Origin of the sequence: Deinococcus malanensis (assembly GCF_014647655.1) — a bacterium.
In the GTDB taxonomy this organism is placed as follows: Bacteria; Deinococcota; Deinococci; order Deinococcales; family Deinococcaceae; genus Deinococcus; species Deinococcus malanensis.
In genome coordinates, this window is sequence record NZ_BMPP01000015.1 from 1 (window position 1) to 19,800 (window position 19,800).

A 19,800-nucleotide genomic window follows, 5' to 3' on the forward strand; every position below is an offset into this window, starting at 1 on the left:
CTCGACCCTTGGGTATCTCAGCCCTGCCGAGTTCGAAGCCCACCATCTTGCCAGACAGCCAGCCGCCGCTTAACTTGAAGTACGCAAAACCGGCACAACCTCAAACAGGCCCAACAGCTACAGGAATTGAGACAAAGATTTTCTGCGTTCACAACGATGCAACGGTCTTCAAGGCCACCAGGCCGAATATGCACAGCAGCATGTCCAGTGTGAGTTTCACCGTCGCATCCTACGAAGTGACGCCCGTAATGCAGAGAGTCGGTTGTGCTCAGGTCAATGGCCACCTGAAGCGATCGGATGCGTCATCAATGGAGTTTTTCTATTGTGGCAGTCCCAAACCAGTCGGAAAGCAGTCCAGCCGCCGCGCATATCTGCCGATGCACCTTTATCAAGTCTCTGCAAGACATGAAGGCGCTTCACGCATCACGGCTGCTATGGCCATTACCGTAAAAACAAAAGGAAGGTGAATATCAATTGGACATCCTTGAACGTTACTGGATGCAGTTCCTGAACTACGCCCCGAGTCTCATCAGTGCGCTGGTACTGATCATTGTGGCCTTCGTCGTGGCTGCTGTGGTTCGCGGCTTAGTCGTACGGGGCCTGCAGGCTGCGCGTGTCGACGAGCGGCTCTCCAGCCACCGCGCGGACAGCACGAACGTCACACGGTCGATCGGACAGATCATCTATTACATCGTGCTGCTGCTGTTTCTGCCCGGTATCCTCGGGGCCCTAGGCCTCCGGAGCCTGCTGGAACCAGCGACGACCTTCTTCAACACTTTCCTAGGTTACCTGCCCAACATTCTCGGCGCCATCCTGATTCTGGTGATCGGCTTTTTCGTGGCCAAGATCCTGCGCGAACTGGTGACCACACTGACGTCCACCGCAGGCCTGGACCGTATGAGCAGCCGCCTGGGACTCCCACCCAGCGCCAACCTCTCCAATCTGCTGGGGCTCGTCGTCTATGCCCTGGTGATTATTCCCGTGATCACGGCGGCACTTGACGCGCTGAACGCAGAGGCGATCACCGCGCCCATCACCGCGATGCTCAACGAGATTCTTGCGGCACTTCCGAATCTGTTCGCCGCAATTCTGGTGCTGGGCATCGCATTCTTCGTGGGCCGCATCATTGCCGGGATCGTCAGTGGCGTCCTGGCCAGTCTTGGGTTTGACCGTATCGTGGGCTCGCTGGGCATGAAAGCCCAGAGCGCAGGGGCTCCAACCACACCTCCAGCAGGCGGGACCACGACGCCCCCCACGGGCCAGAACCCACTGGCGAAAGCCAACACCACGCCTTCAGGGATCGCGGGCTATTTTGTTCAGACGCTGATCGTGCTCTTTGCGGTCATCAGCGCTCTGCAGGCGCTGGGCGCCGACACGCTGGCTGCACTGGCGGCCAACTTCCTGGCGCTGGTCGGTCAGATTCTTCTGGGTCTGGTGATTTTTGGTGTAGGGCTGTGGCTCGCGAACCTGTTTGCCGGCATCGTGCAGAACAGCTCATCCAGCCCCAATGCCCGCCTGCTGGCTTCGCTGGCACGCTGGGCAACGGTGTCCCTGTTCTTTGCCATGGCGCTGAAACAGATGGGCATCGCGGATTCCATCGTAAACCTGGCCTTTGGCCTGACGCTGGGAGCCCTGGCCGTGGCGTTTGCCCTCGCCTTTGGCCTGGGCGGGCGTGAAGCGGCTGGGAAAATTGCTGAACACTGGCGCAGCCAGCTTCAGAAGCCGCCAAGTTAACGCACCTTCTTCCCGCAGAGGTCCCGCTCGTCGTGAGCGGGACCTCTGCCGTCAGGGCGCCAGTGACTCTGCACCCATTGCACCTCGGTCAGGTGCTCACCTGGTCATGCCAGAAGAGATGCTGGGGTGCCGAGCCTCAAAAGAGGTTCCCCATTTTTCGCGCAGGAATACCGAGCCAGAGGGTGTCACAAGCCATATTCGCGGTTGAACCCCGGAGGCAGTCATAATCAGGGCCCTATGGCATCGCGTCTTCATCTGTTGCTCGTGGACGATAATGTCGCCGACGTCTACCTGGCGCGGGAGGCCTTCGAACGTCACGCCGATCATATTCAGCTCAGTGTCTGCCAGTCCGGCCACGACGCTCTGGCCTGCCTTTGCGATACGCAGGCCCCTCCCCCCGACCTGATCGTCCTGGACATCAACATGCCTGGTATGGACGGGTTTGACGTTCTGGAGGCGATCAAGGCCGACCCGGGACTCGTCCACCTGCCAGTGGTCATGCTTTCAGCGTCGGACAACCCGGCGGACGTCACCCGTGCCTATAGCCTCCGGGCCAGTGCCTACGTGGTCAAGGCCCATGACTTTGCGACGTTCCTGCAGCAGATCGATGCACTGGTGGGCTTCTGGACCCTCTGCCGCGTCTCCGGCAAACCTCTGCGGGCTCAAGGTCGGGGGCTCTGACACAGGCGCCCTTACGCTCCCGCTTCCCCACGTTGCTCTGTTCGGCGGGCGTGCCCAAGGGCTGGCGCCCAGGGTTGGTCTCTTCATTGCCCCTGCAACTCTGCATTCCTGGACCACACCTGCAGCCGAAAATGGGCGGCCACCCCTATGCATGAAGCTCGGATGAAGATCGGTCGGGCCACGGTGGCACATGCTATGGCATGGTTCAGCGGCTCCATCTGCTTCTGGTCGAAGATTCCACAGCTGATCTCTTTCTGGCTCAGGAGGTCTTCGAGGCGCACAAGGACCGCCTGCTGGTCACCACCCATCAGAACGGGGCCGACGCCGTCGCGTTCCTGAAGCAGCCGCCCGAACGTCTACCCGACGTGGTTCTAATGGACCTGCACATGCCGGGACTGAACGGCATCGACGTGCTGAAAATCATCAAGGCTGACCCGGCACTCGCGCATCTTCCGGTGGTGCTGATGTCCGGTTCGGCCAAACCTGCCGAGGTGGTCGAGGCCTATCAGTTGCAGGCCAGCGCATTCCTGATCAAGGCCCCCGGTTTTCCGCAACAGATGACAGCGTTCGTCACTTACTGGCTTCAGGCGCAGGTTACGAGTCCGTCTTCCTGATCCTCGCCACCAGGTGCCGGTCTTCCGGGAGCAACCCTGACAGTTGCAGCCGCCCTGCTGTCAGCCCGCACCACCGGACGGAGGAGGCATTTCGGCACATCCGCCAGGCAGTTCGGCATTAGGATGCGTGCATGACTCAGGTCCTGCCCTCTACTGCCAGCGGGCAGGCCCCTGTCCTGCTTGAGGACCCTGCCACACCAGGAGCGGCACCGCACGTGCAGCACTATCCGATGTCATTCACCGGGCAGGCCGGAGAATATTTCAGGCTCTGGATCGTGAATACTGCCCTGACCATCGTGACGCTTGGCGTGTACCTGCCCTGGGCGCGGGTACGGCAGCGGCAGTATTTCTATGGCCACACCTGGCTGGACGGACAGAACTTTGAGTACACCGCCAACCCTCTGGCCCTTCTCCGGGGCTACCTGGCTATTGGATTGGCCTTCGGGTTGTATTCGCTGTCAACCACGCTGAAGTTCTCCGGCTGGGAGTACGTGGCCGGCACCCTGGGCGTGGTCTACGTGCTGCTGTATCCCTGGCTTGTCATGAAGTCGCTGGGCTTCCTGGCCGTCAGCTCCGTTCATCGTGGCCTGAGGTTCCGCCACCACGCGAACACAGGACAGGCTTACGTCGCCTACGGGCTGGCCAATATCGCAGCGGGCCTGACAGCCGGGCTGGCCCTCCCGTGGGCCTGGTATCGGCAGCGCCGGTATCAGGTGGAATGCGCAGCCTACGGATCGGCGAGGGCCACGTTCCGGGGGGATGTGGGTGACTTTTACGTCATCGGGCTGGTTGGGGTCGGCCTGACCGTGGCTGGTGGACTGATCCTCGCAGCCCTGGTTGGAACGCTGGCCCTGGCAGGTCTCGGCGAAAGGGTCGCTGTCACGAGTGGCCTTGACAACATTGCACTTGTAGGCATTGCAGCAGCGTACCTGGCTATCCTGGCGGTCTACGGGGTGACCTGGCAATATGTCCGGGCTTCGACCATGCGGTATGTGCTCAATCACGTGGAAGTGGGTGGAGTGGTCCGGGTAACCGCGACTTTCCGTCCCTGGGTGGTGGTCTGGATCGCGGTCTCGAATGCAGTCGTGCAGGCCCTGACCCTTGGGCTGGCCACCCCCTGGGCTGCAGTACGCCGGGCCCGCTACATCACGCAGGAAATTACCGTGCGGGCCATCGCCCCGCTGGACGAATTCGCGTCGGGAAGCGCAGTCGGAGAAAGCAGCCTGGGCGAAGCGGCCACCGAGCTGCTTGATATCAACGTGGGCTTCTGATGACATTCCAGCGGCAGTGGACCAAAAATGCGCCAGGCTCAGTCCACCAGCGGTGTCAGGTACGCCCGGTTGCCCGCCCGTCACACTTCCCGGTGGTGGCTGCGCGAAGCCATTCATCTGGCGCGTCATGTCGCAGCCGTCAGGTGCTGTTATGACAGGCTCTCAGCAGCTCGATCTCACCGTGTCCGGAGCGGGGTTCGATGGCCGCACCAGCCGCCGCCAACCGGCCACCCTCCACGTCACTGGCTCCAGGGTGGTGCTGAGCCTGAACGCCATGGTGGAAACCCACTGGCAGCTGAACCAGCTCCGCATTGATCCTGCAGTTCCCGGCATTCCCCGGGTCGTGAAATTCCCGGACGGCGCCCGTTTCGAGACTGGAGACGATGGGGCCGTAGCCACTCTGGAGCGCCACCTGGGTCAGAACCATGCCCTGGCTGGCATCAGGAGGCTCGAAGGACGCTGGTGGACCGCATTGGGCGCGCTGGCCATGACGCTGGCCCTGGCGGCGGCGTTCGTGGTGTATGGCATACCTACCCTGGCGCGTGGAGCCGCGGCAGCCACGCCACACCGGGTGCTGGCCGTTTTTGACCGCGAAACCATTGAGCTGCTGGACGGTGAGTATCTGGCCCCGAGCACCCTCAGTCCCTCACGTCAGGCCCAGTTGCAATCGGCGTTCCGGCGGGCAAGCAGCTGGGCAGGGGGGCCCTACCCCTACCGCCTGCTTCTGCGCGATGGAGAGCCGGAAAAGGCGGAGATGTTCCAGATTGGCGCCAACGCCTTTGCCCTTCCCAATGGAACTGTGGTCATGACGGATCAGCTGGTAGATCTCTCGGGCAATGACCGGGAACTCATGGGGGTCATGGTGCACGAGGCGGCCCACGTCACCAGTCGTCATGTACTGGCCAGCGTGTATCAGGGCCTGGGACTGACGCTCCTGACGGTGGCGGTCACCGGCGACGTGGTGAGCGCCAGCACCTTTGCCGCCGCTGTTCCGGCCACCATTCTGAGCAAAGGGTATTCCAGAGCCGCAGAAAGGGAGTCGGACGCTCTGGCGGGCCGTTTTCTGATGACGGCATATGGCACCACCAAACCGCTCCGTGACCTGCTGGCCCGCATGGAATCCGGCAGTCCACGGACCGACGAAAACAGCGTAGGGGAGACCGGCCGCCTGGAAAACCTGCTCGCCACACACCCTGGCACCTCAGACCGAATCAGGCACCTGAAGGAAATTGAGAGCCGGGGACATGGACAGACTCCCTGAGCAGGCAGGCCTGAAACGTGTGGCCCACTGAGGCGCCAGCAGAGCCCTGAAAACAAAATGGTCCGGCGTAACCCCAGGCACCCGTCAGCCACCAGTCAGGAGACCACGCGACCGGACAACATCAGGTAAGTATGTTGTCCGCAGAATTTTTGCAGACCTGATGCTGGCGCCCCGGTCGGTGGAGTACGCTCGATACATGCACCCTTCGGAGATGAGCGCTTCGGAAATTGTAGAGGTGTTGCACCATGCGTACGAGGCGGATATCGGTTTGACGATCGATGCCCCGGCTGTACAGGAGCGTGCTGCTCTGGCGGACTTTCTGGCATGCCATCCGGACGTCAAGGCAGCCGTCTGGACCTTGTGGCGGCAGGCGCTACAGGGCAAAGGGATTGCTCCGGATGACGCCGAATACTGGCTGAACCAGGAGTTTACCGGGCTTTACCCTCAAGGATGATTCCTCGGCGTGAGTTGCCGGGTGGGTGCCGGCTGTTGAAAAGACAGCTGCAATGGTGTGCAGACACGAGCATTTCTGCTGCCGCAGTTGCCTGCAGGTCACGGACAGGGCGGAGAGCCTGTCCTGGTGCAAACGTGGCGCGCATCAGGTGGTAGCAACGGGACAGGCGCACCACCACGCGAATGTTGTCTCCAGACCCGGCGTGCCTCGGACGCCTCGATGTGGGTGCTGTGAGGTCCGACGTGTCATCAGTCTTCCGAGCCAGCCTGAACAGCTTTCAGTGTGAAGTGGAACTTGCTGCCCTCGCCGGGTGTGGATTCTACCCATAGCTGTCCCCCATGGCGCTCGACCACCTTGTGGCAGATGGCCAGCCCCAGGCCGGTGCCGGCATACTGGTCCCGGCCGTGCAGGCGCTGGAACATCACAAAAATCCGGTCGAAATAGGCGGGATCAATGCCGATGCCGTTGTCCTCGACCGTGAAGTGGTAGAACTCTCCGTCAGGCTCGGCACTGATCCTGACGTGTGGCGCGCTGTCAGGTTTCCGGAATTTCAGGGCGTTGCCGATCAGGTTCTGAAACACCTGGATCAGCTGAAAAACGTTGCCTAGGACTATGGGCAGCGGTCCACAGGTGACCTGACCGCCGCTCTCCTCGAGCAATCCGCCAAGGCGGCCACGGGCTTCTTCAACCAAATGAGTCGCGGAAACAGGTTCCAGCGTGAGCAGTTCGGCGCCCAGGCGTGAAAACACCAGCAGGTCGTCGAGCAGCGTCTTCATCCGGGCCGTGCCTTCCACGATCAGCCGCAGAAGGTTCTGTCCCCGTTCGTCGTATAGGTCCGCGTAGCGCTTCTCGAGCAGCCCTGTCAGTCCAGCGATGGTGCGCAGGGGCTCCTGAAGGTCGTGTGACGCCACATAGGCGAAACGCTCGAGTTCGGCATTGGTCTGTTCCAGTGCGCGTGTGCGTTCTTCTACCCGCCGCTCGAGCTCAACGCCGTATTCCCGCAGGGCACGCTCGGCTTCCAACTGCACCGTGAGGTTCTGCACGTAGGCCACCACAAACGTCTCGTCCTGCGCCTCATAGCGGGTCAGGACCAGACCCACCGGGATGCGGCGTCCGTCCCGGCAGACCATTTCCTTCTCGTAGGCTTCGGACGTTCCCTGGGCAAATGCCTGCTCAAAGGCCTGAAAGTCCTGTTCCAGAAATTCAGCCGGGGTCAGGGCCGCCCAGTTGACCTGTCCAGCCTCAAATTCGGCGCGGGAGTAGCCCAGCATGTGAAGGTATGCGTCGTTCGCCAGGTGCATCGACCCGTCCATAGCGCCGACGGCGATCCCGATTGGGCTGGCCTCGACCAGGCTGCGAAAGCGCTCCTCGCTGCTTCGCAGCCTGGTCTCGGCACGCACCTGCTCGGTGATGTCCGTGTGAACGCCCACCCACTCGCGGACCTGTCCGTCCAGGTCAAGCACCGGAACAGCGCGTACGTTGAAATGACGCTCCTCGCCGGATGCGACGGTGACCCGCTGGTGAGACTCGTAGATGGTCCGGGAAAGCAGCGCTTCCTGCCAGGCGTCGAACGTGCGGTGCAGGTCCTCCGGATTGACCCGGTCAGTCCAGCCCAGACCGGTGTACTCGGTCTCGGTCTGCCCGGTCAGCTGGGTCCATCCCGGCTGCTTGCCCACCAGCATGCCCTCGGCGGTGTTGGTCCAGACGATCTGACGGGTGGCGTCGATCAGGGAACGGTAGCGGCGCTCACTGATCTGCGACGCCTCGTACCGCGCCGCATTGTCCAGGGCCAGAGCCGCACGTTCAGCCAGTGCCTGGGCCAGTTCCAGATCCTGGGGCCCATACGTGCGCTGGGGATGTGTCGTGGCGAGGGCCAGCACACCAACCGTCCGGCCGTTGGCGATCATCGGCACCTGGATCAGCGAATGCAGTCCCATCCGCTGAACCGCGCGCCGGCGCTGCTCATCCTTGATCTGGTTGATCAGGCCACCTGGAACCACCGGCATCAGCAGCGGGGCTCCAGTGCGCATGACCCACGCGGTCGAGCCGGGGGAGGAGGGATCCGACGGGTACTGAGCAGTGAACCAGCGCAGCAGTTCCACCATGCCCGGGTCGTGATGGGCCACGGCCACCGGAAAAGGCAGACCGTCATCATCGGCCAGAAAGACGGCGGCCCAGTCGGCGACGTGTCGGAGCGCAAGGGAAGCCAGCCGGTCCAGGGTTCCCTGCAGGTCCAGTGAAGCGGCAAGCGCGGCGCTGGCTTCCGCCAGCAAGGTGGCCCGCTCCCGCTCCTCATGCGCCGCGTTGTATCGGCGTGCCCGTTTCAGTGCACAGGAACACGCTTCTCGCACTTCCAGCAGATAGGACTGCTGCTCGTCCGTTATGGCCTGCTCATCGTGGAACGACAGGGTCAACGCGCATGTGACAACCTCCCCGTCCTCCAGGGGAAGCGCCGCAACGGCCCTCGTTCCAGGTTGGAACAGAGGCACAAACTCAGGGAAATCGCGGTCAAGTTGCTCAGCCGTGGCAAAGACGGGCCGCCGTGTTCGAAGAGCATGAACCACGGGATAGTACTCCTGCGCCGGGAAGTTTTCCCAGCTGAGTTTGACGGAGGGCTCGTAGCCCACAGCCCCGACCAGATAGAGTGTCTGATCGTCAACAGCCTCGACCAGCGCCCCACCGTAGGCCCCCATCAGAGGAACGACCTTCTGCAGGATGGTCCGCTTCACTTCGGTGGTGGCCAGAGCCTGAGCCAGGGCCTGTTCGACCGCCAGCAGGTCGTGGTCCCGATGACTGCGCGGGGTTCCGCCATGCTCCGTGTGTCCCTGACCAGTATCCCGCAGTATCACGGCGACCCCCTGGACCTCCTTGCCGGTGTCGTACACAGGCACAACACTGCAGGTCACGGGGTGAGCTTCTGGTGCGGTCACAGCCGCCAGATCACGTCTCGCAACTCCTGTGTCGAGCACTGCTCGACAGGCTTCAACCACAGCCGGGGACACCCCGGGCATCACCTCCACCAGGGGTTTCCCTGCGTCGTGGCTGGCTGGCCGGACAGTCAGCCGCCGGAACACGGCGTTGGTATGCACGATGGCCAGATGCTGGTCCAATACTGCCAGCCCAGCCGACGTCCCCTCCAGCAGGCTATCCAGGGTGGCGAAGCCGACGCTCAGCGCGTGGCCTTCATGGGCGGGGGGCACGCGGTGATTCTAAGGCATTCATCAGAAAGATGGTCTCTTCTTGATCGAGCTGAGCGAGTGGATTTTGCCGGGCAGGACGCAGACATGGAGCCGCCTAGAGGCGGTCTTCGAGGTGGTGTCGTTCGAGGCACTCCTTCAGGGTGTTGGGGATACGACGAAGTCCAAGTTCGACCCTCCAGGCTTGTGGAGAGGTCACGCTGGCCACTGTTGACCTCTGCCTGCGCTTTTAGGAGAACCGGGGCCGCGTGGCACTCCCGAACGTACCGTTCTTGGTCCTGCTCCGAACGGCGCGGTAACGCGACACAAAGGTAGCAAGGACAGCGGGCGCCTGAAGAGTTGCTGCGCACTTTAGCGAAGGTCATCACCGAGCGAAGCCGCAGCCACGCACGTCTGCCAAGAGTCGAACCGCGCCGGTTCCCGGGCGATGCCAGCGAAGATTACTTCATGGCCCACATTCACCACAGGAGCGGTGAGTCCACTGGCCATGAAAGACAGTGGGCTGATCTGAAACAGAGCATTGATAGAGGTACGGCAGCTATCGGTGCAGAGGGACAGGCCTGCCACGCTGAGCAGCATACTCACCGGGCCCACCACAGCCCTGTGCTGCAAAGAACACGCGCTGATATTTGAGGTGGTGCCACAACAAAAACAGGTCTCCCTGGCCAGCGGGGGCAGCCGGCTGTGCTGCAGCTGCAGAACTACCGATCAGAGCAGTACGAACCAACGGTTGTCTCCCAACCCAGGCGTACAGGGCCCTGTGCAGCGTCCAGCTTCGCGCTGGTAGGCAGATGAAGCGCCACCCACTTCGTCAGACCTGATGAGGGAGTCCGATCACGAGGCAGGATCCGCCACTGTTCAAGTCTTAATTTATGAGGAGCCATTCTCGATAAACATGGTAGTTCCGAGAGGCCTTAATGAATGAGTCGTTTTTAAGGTGATTTCAGTCGGATATGACCAGGAGTCAAAACTTCCTTGCGGACTTCCAGAACGGCATTTTCGTCTATGCCATATCTATCGGTTGTGCAAAATCTTTATATCGTCACAATTGATAAAAATGTTATTAAGCTTTGTGTAAGGAGTCTGTCATTAATTTCGACTTAATCTACCGGAGGTGATGAACCCCTCTGGTTCATCTCCCTTAACCGAAAAAGGCAAATCCGTCGCGAGGCGGTGGCGCAAAGCTTCCGGAACCCTAGTGGTTGGCCGAGTTACCGAAAGAAGGGAGAATTTCATGCGTACACGTATTGCTGTCAAAAATCTGGCCCTCACCACTGCCCTGGGCCTTATGCTGGCTGCCTGCTCGAGCACCACCACTCCGGAGTCCACCGTCGAAGAGACGGCTCCGGCACCTGTTGCATCGCAGCCGAATGTGGAGGTTCAGAACGTGGCCGGAAGCTGGCGCGATGATTTCAATACGCTGGACACCGCCCGCTGGTGGGTGTCGTCCAACACCTGGACCCCTTTCTGGGCACGTGACGGCCTGAGCGGTACCTGGGAACCCAGCAACGTCACTGTGAAAGACGGCTTCCTGGTGATGAAACTGGACGTCAGCAGCAGCCTGGTGGCCCGCGCTGCCGAGCTGGCCACCAACGCCAAACACGGCTACGGCACCTACGAGGCCCGGATGCGTGCCTCGAGCAGCAGCGCCGATCCATCGGTGGCAGGCACCGGCACCAGCGGCAACATCAGCGCGTTTTTCAACTTCGTCAATGACTCGGAAACCGAGATTGACCACGAGGTCGAAGGCCAGAACCCCACCACCGACTGGATGGGCGCTTGGCAGACCACCAGCCGTCACGACTACGGTACCGGCGGCACCGGCGAGAACCTGACGCAGGGCTTCCACACCTACCGCTGGGACTGGACGCCCACCAAGATCGACTTCTATATCGACGGCGTGCTCAAGCGCACCACCACCTCCGTGGTGCCCACCGCCGAAGCGCACCTGATGCTGAACCTGTGGCCCACCAACTCCACCGGCTGGGGCGGCAAGGCTACACCTGGCACCCAGTACATGCTTGTCGACTACGTCAGCTTTACGCCGGCCACCGCGACCAGCACGCCGACAACCGCCCCTGTCACCGCCCCAACGGACGACACTGCTGCAGGCGCCCTGGCGCTGACCAAGGTCGCATCCGTATCGGGAACACTCAGCTCGACCGATACGCAGGACTGGTACACCTTCACCAGCACCGATCTGGGCGGCCAGAGTACCGTTTCCCTGACCACAGGCTGGAACAGTGACCTGGAGATCTACGCAGCCGACGGCACGACCCTGCTGGGCAGCAGCCGAAAGGGCAAAGGCAGCACCGACAGCGTGACGCTGAACCTGGCGGCCGGCAAGCAGTACTACGCCCGCGTGGTCTGGTCGAGCCGCACCCCGAGCTACACCCTGAGTGCTTCCGGCGCCATTCGCTGAAGCGAGAGTCAGGGCTTGGACGGAGATCTACAGTTTCTAGATAAAGAATGTGCTGATGACGCGAGCAAGCGGGTGGTCTTGAAGACCACCCGCTTGCTTCGATTGCGCCCATGATGAGGAGCTTCATGCCCTGCCCATCGTTCTGCAATCTCAGGTGACCACTTGGGCGGTGCCGGGTCGTTCCTGGCCTCCATTCCATTCGCCTGTGACCGCCGATCCGTTCCATACCCTCGTATAAAGCTACCTGTGGTGCCTTGTTGCCTGGAACCTACATGCTACGCACCCGATGTCGCACCGACCGGCACGGTCCCCAGCCCCTACAAGGTATCTGGCTGGAGAGTCAACAGAACCGGAACATGAGATGACTGCCGGGCGTAGGCGTCCCGGATGGCCTGACCGGCCTGAAGCCCGCGGCCAGCCTGGGCGAGCATAACTACACTTCCGCCGAAGCTGCCCCGGTCAGCCGCGCGCCGTATACGTCGCCACATGCGCGGGCCAGTTCCACGATCAGGTCAACCTCCGGCACCGACACTTCGTAGTCGTCGCGCATCGACGCGTGCGAGGCCAGGAACAGCCGGCCGACCCCTGCCAGATCCCCCTCACGGAAGGCCTGCACCGCCTGCAGTACGCGGTCGTTTTCGGTGATCACATGCCGGGCACGGCGGGCAAGCAGGTCTGGAAGCCCATCGAGCCGGGGCAGGTCGGTCAGACCGAGGTCGCGCAGGCTGGCCACCTCCAGCAACGCGCAGACCTGTTCGCACTCTGAACGGCGGGTGTTGTAGTCCCCGCCGGCGTGCTGACGCTCCACCCCGGAATGCAGCACCACCAGGCCGGCGTCCTGTGGCCGGGCGACCCCCTCGTACTTTCCGCCTGACGCGCCAGCAGGGCCGCCTCAACGTCTGTCATCTGGAAGCCGTAGAGCTCGCGCAGCCCGCGGATCAGGGCCACCAGCAGGGCCGCAGAACTCGACAGACCCGACCCACGCACTGCACGGCCTGTGTTCGGACTTGCCGTGCGTGTTCCTGGACGTTCTGGCCGAGGCCAATGTCCACGCGGCCCTGCTCGACCAGTATTCCGGCGCGCAGCTTGGAGCCGAGCACCTGCTGAGTCTGGGGCACACGCGGATTGCCATGATCAGCGAGCCCCAATCTGCGGTGGCGGAGCATTCGCGCACCCAGGGATGGCGTGACGCTCTGGCCCGGCACAATCTGGCGCCGGTAGCTACCGTCCACGGGGACTGGAGCGCCAGCAGCGGGTATACCGCAGTCACAACTACTGGGCAATGGTGCCGAGTTCACCGGCTTGCTGGTGGCCACGACCAGATGGCAGTGGGGGCCCTGCGCGCCCTGTGGGAGCGGGGCCTGAACGTTCCCCGTGACGTCTCGGTAATCGGGTTTGACGACACTGCGTAAAGCGCCATGCTGATTCCTCCCCTGACGACCATCCGGCAGGACTTCCCGAACCTGGGCAAGCGCTCCTTTCATCATTTGCTGCAACTGGTGGAAGGTCACGAGCCCCCGCACCTGACCGTCACTCAGCCAGAACTGATCGTGCGAGCCAGCACCGCATCACCCCACCACAGCGCCGTGCGCTACCCAGACCTGATGGAAGCTGTCCGTCGCCTGGGGGAGGCCCCGCAATCGGGAGGAGGGGCGAAGGAATAGGTGTCTGTTGTGGTCGCCTGGGGCTGCCGGGACAAAGGGTCACACCAGTGCCCTGGATTCCCGCCGTCTTCCCAATCTGCTGGCAAAAGTGAGCGCGTAAATTTCACCTCCATACAAACCCAGGGACAGGTGTATCTGCAGGACCGGCCGGACCATATGCTGATCCGTGTTGAGCTTGTTGCTCGGGGCTTCATCCCCAGCCGTCTGCAACCTGTGGTCCTGTAGGAATACCAGTACGGAAACACCAGCAGCGTAGTCAGCCTGCATGCCCGCGGGAAGACCACTCCGAGCCATGGACTGACCTGGTCTGCAGGCAGGCACAATCCCGGGCGATTTCGACGTCACCTGCTGGCCTTCTCACCTGTCGCCGAAAATACATGCGGCTCGACTCCCCGGTCCTCTACCTCAGACGCGCCCGCCACGGCTGTGCCCCTGGGTCGTCCCACGAGCGATCAGGTGCGCGGCGCGCAGAGGCTCGGGAATATGTCCGGTCACGGTCAGGGCCTGCAAGGCACCCTCGGCGTCAGCCAGGCTGAGCCCGACGCGCTGAACCATCACATCCAGACACAGCTCCATCGGGCCGAGCGAAGCAATCAGCTGCCACTTGCGCCGGCCTCCGGGGACACGGGTGAGCAGGGCTGAGCGGATGCGCTCCATGTTCGGGGCGCGGCGGGCCACCACCAGTACAGGAAGGCCAGTCATCTCCCTAAGGGCCCAGGCGTCGACCACGTTGAATCCGGCCAGCGCCACACCCTGAAGCAGGATCAGGTGCAGATGCTCCTGCGCGCCGCTGGCCTCGACGAGCCGGGCCAGTTCAGCCGTGCTGTTGCGCCCGTCGCGCCGGACCCGGCCGCGCACCACCGCGTGCAGGGTCTGCCGGGCGTAGACCGTGCCGAACACTGGAACGTCTCCACGGTGGGTGCGCTCGAACGGCGCGTCGTCGAACCCGATGGCATGCACCCGGACAGGGTCGGGGTTTTGAATTCGGGCGTCAACCCCCTGCAAATTTCCAGCACAGGCAGGGACAACGGGAGGAGAGACGCTTCTCAGGGCAATATCCAGCTTCATGTTCTGGAAAATGCCTATGACTACCGCAGGCAGGTCAGCCGAACCGGTCCAGCCCTCTTCAATACCAGGTGACAGGGGACGCCAGAGCAGGACTGTCAGGCGTCCTTCTGGCCCAGGAGAGGGTTCTGTCCGCCTGCGTAGCCACTGGCCTGCAGCTGGTACAGGGCCGCATACTTCCCGCTCCGTTGCAGCAGCTCCGCATGGCTGCCGGACTCCGTAACTACACCGCCTTCAAGGACGATGATCTGATCGGCCAGCCGAACGGTGGAGAAGCGGTGGGAAATCAGAACAGTCAGCCGTTCCTGGGCCTGCGCCCGCAGGGCTTCAATGGTTTCGAATTCGGCGCGCGCATCCAGGGCCGCCGTGGGTTCGTCGAACACCAGGACCGAGGCGTCCCTGAAATACAGCCGCGCCAGGGCCAGCCGTTGCCACTGTCCACCCGAGAGTTGCCGGCCCCCCTGAAACAGGCGCCCCAAAGGTGTCTCCAGTCCCTGCGGCAGGGTCGCCACGTACGCCGCACCTGCCTGCTCGACGGCGCGGTCCACACCCGGAGCGTCTTCCATGCGGCTGACTTCGGCGATAGCAACGTTCTCTCGGGCGCTCATCTGGTACTGCCCGTAATCCTGGAAGATGATGCTCATTTCCTTTTGAACGCTGCGCGGCGAGAAGCGCCCGGCGTCCATGCCGTTGAAGAGAATGCGCCCTGAGGTCGGCTCGAACAGCCGGGTCAGCAGTTTCACGATGGTGGTCTTTCCCGCGCCGTTCTCGCCTACCAGGGCCAATGCCTGACCGCGGCGGACCGTGAAACTCACGCCTCGCAGCACGTCACGGTCGGTCAGCGGGTAGCGGAAGCCCACGTTCTGGAATTCGATGGTGTCGATACTGCCGTGCCATTCCTCACCAGCGTCTAGGTCGCGGTCAGGAAGTTCCAGGAAGGCAAAGAGGTTACGCATGTACAGCAGGTTCTGGTAGATCCCACTCAGGCCGTTGAGAAAGCCGGAGACGGTGCCCTGTACCTGCGCGATCCCCAGGATGAACACGCTGAAATCTCCGACGCTCAGTTGCCCGTCCACGGCGCGGCGCAGGATCAGGGCGCTGGCCAGCCCGATCAGCAGGGCCGATGTCAGCGAGGCGGCGAAGCCCCAGAGGGCCCGCTGCCTCACCATGGCGTCGAGTTGTCTGCGAAAACCCAGGTAGTATTCCCGCCAGCGGCCGAGCAGGTGGCCTTCGAAACCGAACAGACGGACCTCCTTGACCAGGGTGTCGGAGGTCAGCAGGCTACCTAGGTAGTTCTGGACCCGGGCGTCGTGGGTCTGGCGGCGCAGCATGCGGTAGTTTTCGATGCCGAAGCGGTTGCTGACATACACGTTCGGCAGACTCGCCAGCAGGACCAGCGGCAGCACCCAGAAGCCCAGGCGGGCCATCAGAACCCCCACCGACACCAGCGTCACCGCGGCCCCTGCCAGCCCGACAAGTTGCGTTGCCACTCCCAGCGGCCGTGATCCCACCTCGCGGTACGCCTGCTGGAGCTTGTCATAGGTCTCCGCGTTCTCGAACGACTCGACGCTCATCCCGGACGCCTTGTCCAGCAGCCGCCGGCTGACGCTGTGCTGGAGGCTGTCTCCAAGCAGTTGCTGCGCGGCCGTCTGCACGGTGGACAGCAGGCTGCCCAGAACGGTCAGGCCCACCTGGATAGCCAGCAAGGACAGCAGCGCTGGATACGTGGCCTGACCCTGGGTCGCGTGCGCCACCTCGTCGAGCAGCAGCTTTCCCACATACAGGTGGGCGGCCGGCAGGGCGCTGCCGCCCAGGCTGGTCGCCGCGTACATCAAGCTGTGACGCGAGCTGGCCTGCCAGACCAGTTTCAGGGTGGCCAGAAGATCGGCCGGGCGCATGGCCACGGCGGGATCAGCCGCAGGAGGCGCGCGGACAGTCACGGCGCGGGGTCCGCACACACAGAAAGGGAACGAGCAAGGCGCTGCATCTACTTCTGATTCTGAAGCCTGACAGGGGAGAGGGGACGCAGGGGCCAAGCACCCCCGACCTGAATATGCCCCGCTCCAGGGCTGCCGGCCCGCGCTCTCCTGGTCAGAAAAATTTCTGACAGAGCGCGCTCTTTATCCTTCCTGCAACGTCCCCACTAACCCTCGACCAGGGTTAGCACGCATCCAGGAGGTTGAATCCATGACCTTATCCACCCATCAGCAGCAAGACCTTGCGTGGCACTTCAGCCATCTGCCGCCCGCCCAGGGGGCATTCCTCGAAACGGCCAGCCTGATCATCGAAGGTCAGATCGATCCGGCTGGGCTGATGCCTGCGCCCGCTGCCCTGTATGGGCCGGACGTTTACGTCTTTGCCGACGAGATCATTGCCGAACTGGGCCTGCAGCACTTTGTATCGAATTAGGGGCTGACGGAAGCACGTGCTGGGGGCGTCAGTGAGCGGCCCGTGCCCAGATTCCCCTTTGAGCTGGCCGCTGCACTGTCTGTGGGAACAGCCTGATTCAGAGTTCACGCAGGCGGTGGCGTAGATCGTCCACGAAGGCCTGCATGGTCATCGCGACCATGGCTCCGTTGGCGGCGCGCAGCAGTTCACTGGCCGAGAATTCACCGGCCCGGCAACGCGCCTCGAGCAGTTTCCAGTCGCCGCTGTCGATCTGCCGCGACAGCAGAAGCTTGAGGGCACTGCGGTGCTGGACCCATTGCTCGTCCGAAGGCAGCTGGTCCTCAGCCCGCCGGATCCGCTCAAAGTCCTGCTGCGCTTCTTCCTCGCTCAGCTGCGCCTGTACAGACCCCCCAGGGCCTCCCCGGGCTTCCAGGGAGGTCTCAGCAGGCGGAGCAACATATTTTCCGGTGTCGTCGTTCAGGATGTCCCAGGCGTAGGCTCCACGGCCCTTACGGAACGTCTTCGTTCGTGAGACGATGGATGTGGCCAGATCCAGCCGACCGCGGATCACCGGAACGGTGTGCCTTCGCACGTAATCGCGCGCCTGGACATCCGGAATATCAAGCGCTTTGATCTTGCCCACCAGTTCGAGCTGCTCGGGGCCCAGCGGGTAGTCCGGACGCTGGGAATTCAGCACATAGCGGACCCGCTGGGACGCTCCACGCCCGAGCAGCTCAGCACTTTTAAGAAATTCGCTGGCGATCAGTTCGTCATGTACGGTCAGCAACATCCGGCGGATGCTGTCAGGCCGCAGGTTGGTCAGCCGCAACAGTTTTCCCAGTTCCACCAGCTCGAACTCCAGGAAGCCGTCCATGGGTGCCCGCGGGTCGCTGTACCACAACGTATCGAGCAGCCGGAACAACATGCGGCTCTGGCTGCCCGGCAGCTTCAGCATAAAGTCCAGATCGAACGGGCGCACGCGGGGAGAGGAGAGGCTGGCCGCGACTTCCTTATCCAGCGTGATGCGCAGCTTGGTTCCGGCGCCAAAGGATTTGAGGTTCAGGCTCTTGGGTTCCCCGACCACCTCCTCAACCCGCTCCAGAAAGCGGAACGTGACCCGCCGGGCAACACCGCCCGGGTGATCCAGCCAGCCGGAGATCTTGTACATGGTGCCGGACAAGCGCGTCAGGCTGTCGTGAAGAATGCGGTAGTTCTGGCTGCTATCCGTGCGGCCCAGCATCTTGAGCAGACCATAGGCACTGCATTCCACAGAGTTGTCAGAAGGCTGGCCGCGCTCGAGGTACAGGTTGGTAAGGACCAGCATGGTGTCGTTGTCCGGTCCATGTGGAAAGCCGTAGGTATTGCCCAGGCACTCGACATGCATCTCCCGACCCGCGATGACAAAGGAATGCTCCCAGGTCGTTTCGCCAGCCTTGAGCCGCGTCAGCGCACTGATCAGCGACGCTTCGGCGAGGTTCAAATCATCGTAATTCGACCGAAGCACCAACGACGAGGATGACATGTTCCGACCATCTTACACGGTTTTGAAGAAGATCATTACAGATTCAGAGAAAAGATAAAAAGATAAAAGAATAAGAAGATCTTCTTCAGACGTCATCTGTATAATGCGTTCTGGTCATGTCTTTTGGCGAGAATTCCACAAAGTGGACGGGTGAAACACCACGAAGTGGACGGGTGATAACAAGTGTCTATTCCACAAAGTGAAACCGCTATACATGCTCAGACCTCACAAAGTGGACGGGCAGAACCCCACAAAGTGGACGGGTGAGAGTGATTTTGAACCCCAGGCCTCCCGACCGATCCCACAAAATGGACGGGTGGGTGCTGGGCGCCCTCTACACAAAGTGGACGGGTAGTACGAGGCCTCTTTCCACAAAGTGGACGGGTGGATTCACACAAAGTGGACGGGTGACTGTAATTGAGCCTGCGAGCGTGCTCCCACAAAGTGGACGGGTGAGAAGCCAGGTTCTTGTTTTGGCCCTGGCCAGGCGTATGGACCCCAACTCCACACGGCGGACGGGTCTGACGCGCCCCGCATTCCGTCATACTGGAGCGAAGCGCGCGATTCGTGGACCCGGATCCCACAAAGTGGACGGGTGGGCAGTACGCGCTCCAGCGGCTGTGCCCTGGACCGGCCACTCTGATCCCACGCACCGGACGGGTCTGTACCGCAAATCTGTTGCCGGCGGAGGATATGCGGGCGGCACCACTGCCTGCCGGTTCACACAAAGTGGACGGGTGGGTTCCTGGAACAATACTCGGATTTGACCCCTGTTCCGCTTCAGTGCTCTGCATCAGCACGGACCAGGGCCTGGGACGGTCACTTCTCGGCACAGATGAGGGAGTGGGTGCAGCCCGGTTCAATTCTGGTATGCCCGTGCGAACCCAAGACCTGATCCCCGGTTAGCTCTGTTCGAGAAACGCAAGTACACGTTGCATAAGTAGTGCGGAGGCATCCGCGTTGTACGCTGGCAGACTGCGATCTGTAAACAGGTGCTGATTGCCGGCATAGAGGAACAGTTCTGCCTGGGCGGCAGACTTGACCAGAGCGTTGGCAGCCTCCTGGTCCTCTTCAAAGAACGGGTCTGCGTCCATGGCGTGTACCTGGACCGGAACTTCAACGGGCCAGCTGTCTCCAAACTCGGAGACTGGCAGACAGGCGTGCAGCAGGAGTGCTCCTCGTGCCCCCGGACGCGTTTGCGCCAGCTTCTGCGCAGGCATGGCTCCAAGCGAGAATCCTGCATAGACCAGCGAATGAGGCAATTGGTCTGCGGCGCGCACCCCAGCTTCGAGGATTTCACCGAACCCAGCTTCCCTGGCGTAGAAAATGCCCTCTTCAAGGGTGGTAAAGCTCTGGCCACGGTAAAGATCGGGCGTGTGCACCACGTGTCCGGTCTGGCGAATCTCGTCCGCGAAGGCAAGAAAACCAGGGGTCTGTCCCAGGGCGTGGTGAAAAAGCAGAATTTCAGCCATAGGCACCAGCGTAACGGGCATACCCGTCATTTCCTGTCGCCTTTTCGCCAGGCCT

16 protein-coding genes, 1 pseudogene and 1 riboswitch are annotated in these 19,800 nt (G+C 62.2%); of the genes and pseudogenes, 10 read left to right on the forward strand and 7 right to left on the reverse strand.

What is annotated here, in order from left to right; all coding sequences use genetic code 11:
• The 7 genes from IEY49_RS21525 to IEY49_RS15710 all read left to right on the forward strand — a co-directional run.
• Positions 1 to 467, forward strand: a 467-nt coding sequence (locus IEY49_RS21525; RefSeq protein WP_229780854.1) for a hypothetical protein, incomplete at its 5' end; no start/stop codon positions are given.
• Between the two features lie 7 nt (positions 468 to 474).
• Positions 475 to 1,734 carry a mechanosensitive ion channel gene (locus tag IEY49_RS15685; protein ID WP_189010472.1) on the forward strand — a complete coding sequence of 420 codons (1,260 nt, stop codon included), beginning with the start codon at positions 475 to 477 and terminating at the stop codon, positions 1,732 to 1,734.
• 237 nt (positions 1,735 to 1,971) lie between these two features.
• Positions 1,972 to 2,415, forward strand: coding sequence for a response regulator (locus tag IEY49_RS15690; RefSeq protein ID WP_189010473.1), 444 nt, complete (start codon positions 1,972 to 1,974; stop codon positions 2,413 to 2,415).
• A 200-nt stretch (positions 2,416 to 2,615) separates the two neighbouring features.
• On the forward strand, positions 2,616 to 3,029 hold the full coding sequence (locus tag IEY49_RS15695) for a response regulator (RefSeq protein WP_189010474.1): 414 nt from the start codon (positions 2,616 to 2,618) through the stop codon (positions 3,027 to 3,029).
• A gap of 131 nt (positions 3,030 to 3,160) precedes the next feature.
• On the forward strand, positions 3,161 to 4,300 hold the full coding sequence (locus IEY49_RS15700) for a YjgN family protein (protein WP_189010476.1): 1,140 nt from the start codon (positions 3,161 to 3,163) through the stop codon (positions 4,298 to 4,300).
• Between the two features lie 151 nt (positions 4,301 to 4,451).
• A complete protein-coding gene (locus IEY49_RS15705; protein ID WP_189010478.1) occupies positions 4,452 to 5,561 on the forward strand; it encodes a M48 family metallopeptidase in 1,110 nt (369 codons plus the stop codon).
• A gap of 211 nt (positions 5,562 to 5,772) precedes the next feature.
• A complete protein-coding gene (locus tag IEY49_RS15710) occupies positions 5,773 to 6,015 on the forward strand; it encodes a hypothetical protein (protein ID WP_189010480.1) in 243 nt (80 codons plus the stop codon).
• A 248-nt stretch (positions 6,016 to 6,263) separates the two neighbouring features.
• Here the strand turns inward: IEY49_RS15710 and IEY49_RS15715 are convergent, their stop codons facing one another.
• The gene (locus IEY49_RS15715) at positions 6,264 to 9,215 is read right to left on the reverse strand and encodes a PAS domain S-box protein (RefSeq protein ID WP_189010482.1); all 2,952 of its coding nucleotides are present in this window, start codon (positions 9,213 to 9,215) and stop codon (positions 6,264 to 6,266) included.
• Positions 9,216 to 10,355: 1,140 nt separating this feature from the next.
• Positions 10,356 to 10,431, forward strand: a riboswitch (cyclic di-GMP riboswitch).
• Between the two features lie 15 nt (positions 10,432 to 10,446).
• On the opposite strand from IEY49_RS15715, the gene IEY49_RS15720 reads away from it, so the two are divergent.
• The gene (locus tag IEY49_RS15720) at positions 10,447 to 11,634 is read left to right on the forward strand and encodes a glycoside hydrolase family 16 protein (RefSeq protein WP_229780855.1); all 1,188 of its coding nucleotides are present in this window, start codon (positions 10,447 to 10,449) and stop codon (positions 11,632 to 11,634) included.
• Between the two features lie 433 nt (positions 11,635 to 12,067).
• On the opposite strand, the gene IEY49_RS15725 is transcribed toward IEY49_RS15720, so the two are convergent.
• Together IEY49_RS15725 and IEY49_RS21920 are read right to left on the reverse strand one after the other, a co-directional pair.
• On the reverse strand, positions 12,068 to 12,457 hold the full coding sequence (locus IEY49_RS15725; protein ID WP_373291933.1) for a hypothetical protein: 390 nt from the start codon (positions 12,455 to 12,457) through the stop codon (positions 12,068 to 12,070).
• A complete protein-coding gene (locus IEY49_RS21920; RefSeq protein ID WP_373291929.1) occupies positions 12,340 to 12,621 on the reverse strand; it encodes a GHMP family kinase ATP-binding protein in 282 nt (93 codons plus the stop codon). Before IEY49_RS21920 ends, IEY49_RS15725 begins: the two co-directional genes overlap by 118 nt.
• 29 nt (positions 12,622 to 12,650) lie before the next feature.
• Between IEY49_RS21920 and IEY49_RS21530 the strand changes: the two are divergent.
• Positions 12,651 to 13,298: pseudogene (locus IEY49_RS21530) on the forward strand (substrate-binding domain-containing protein).
• A gap of 405 nt (positions 13,299 to 13,703) precedes the next feature.
• Here the strand turns inward: IEY49_RS21530 and IEY49_RS15740 are convergent.
• On the reverse strand, positions 13,704 to 14,366 hold the full coding sequence (locus IEY49_RS15740) for an endonuclease dU (RefSeq protein ID WP_189010488.1): 663 nt from the start codon (positions 14,364 to 14,366) through the stop codon (positions 13,704 to 13,706).
• A 95-nt stretch (positions 14,367 to 14,461) separates the two neighbouring features.
• The gene (locus IEY49_RS15745) at positions 14,462 to 16,321 is read right to left on the reverse strand and encodes an ABC transporter ATP-binding protein (protein WP_229780857.1); all 1,860 of its coding nucleotides are present in this window, start codon (positions 16,319 to 16,321) and stop codon (positions 14,462 to 14,464) included.
• Between the two features lie 229 nt (positions 16,322 to 16,550).
• Here IEY49_RS15745 and IEY49_RS15750 point away from each other — a divergent pair, with 229 nt between their 5' ends.
• Complete coding sequence (locus IEY49_RS15750; protein ID WP_189010490.1) at positions 16,551 to 16,772, forward strand: hypothetical protein; 222 nt, start codon at positions 16,551 to 16,553, stop codon at positions 16,770 to 16,772.
• A 97-nt stretch (positions 16,773 to 16,869) separates the two neighbouring features.
• Here IEY49_RS15750 and IEY49_RS15755 read toward each other — a convergent pair whose 3' ends face one another.
• Positions 16,870 to 18,255: a replication initiator protein A gene (locus tag IEY49_RS15755; protein ID WP_189010492.1), complete on the reverse strand. Its 1,386-nt coding sequence runs from the start codon at positions 18,253 to 18,255 to the stop codon at positions 16,870 to 16,872.
• Between the two features lie 920 nt (positions 18,256 to 19,175).
• Positions 19,176 to 19,745, reverse strand: a complete 570-nt coding sequence (locus IEY49_RS15760; RefSeq protein WP_189010494.1) for a dienelactone hydrolase family protein — start codon at positions 19,743 to 19,745, stop codon at positions 19,176 to 19,178.
• Between the last annotated feature and the right edge of the window lie 55 nt (positions 19,746 to 19,800).

Bases quoted from the DNA above. Each gene is read 5' to 3' on its own strand.
- IEY49_RS15740 (WP_189010488.1), bottom strand. From the start codon at position 14,366: ATGAAGCTGGATATTGCCCTGAGAAGCGTCTCTCCTCCCGTTGTCCCT.
- IEY49_RS15720 (WP_229780855.1), top strand. From the start codon at position 10,447: ATGCGTACACGTATTGCTGTCAAAAATCTGGCCCTCACCACTGCCCTG.
- IEY49_RS15750 (WP_189010490.1), top strand. From the start codon at position 16,551: ATGACCTTATCCACCCATCAGCAGCAAGACCTTGCGTGGCACTTCAGC.
- IEY49_RS15700 (WP_189010476.1), top strand. From the start codon at position 3,161: ATGACTCAGGTCCTGCCCTCTACTGCCAGCGGGCAGGCCCCTGTCCTG.
- IEY49_RS15690 (WP_189010473.1), top strand. From the start codon at position 1,972: ATGGCATCGCGTCTTCATCTGTTGCTCGTGGACGATAATGTCGCCGAC.
- IEY49_RS15710 (WP_189010480.1), top strand. From the start codon at position 5,773: ATGAGCGCTTCGGAAATTGTAGAGGTGTTGCACCATGCGTACGAGGCG.
- IEY49_RS15705 (WP_189010478.1), top strand. From the start codon at position 4,452: ATGACAGGCTCTCAGCAGCTCGATCTCACCGTGTCCGGAGCGGGGTTC.
- IEY49_RS15760 (WP_189010494.1), bottom strand. From the start codon at position 19,745: ATGGCTGAAATTCTGCTTTTTCACCACGCCCTGGGACAGACCCCTGGT.
- IEY49_RS15695 (WP_189010474.1), top strand. From the start codon at position 2,616: ATGGTTCAGCGGCTCCATCTGCTTCTGGTCGAAGATTCCACAGCTGAT.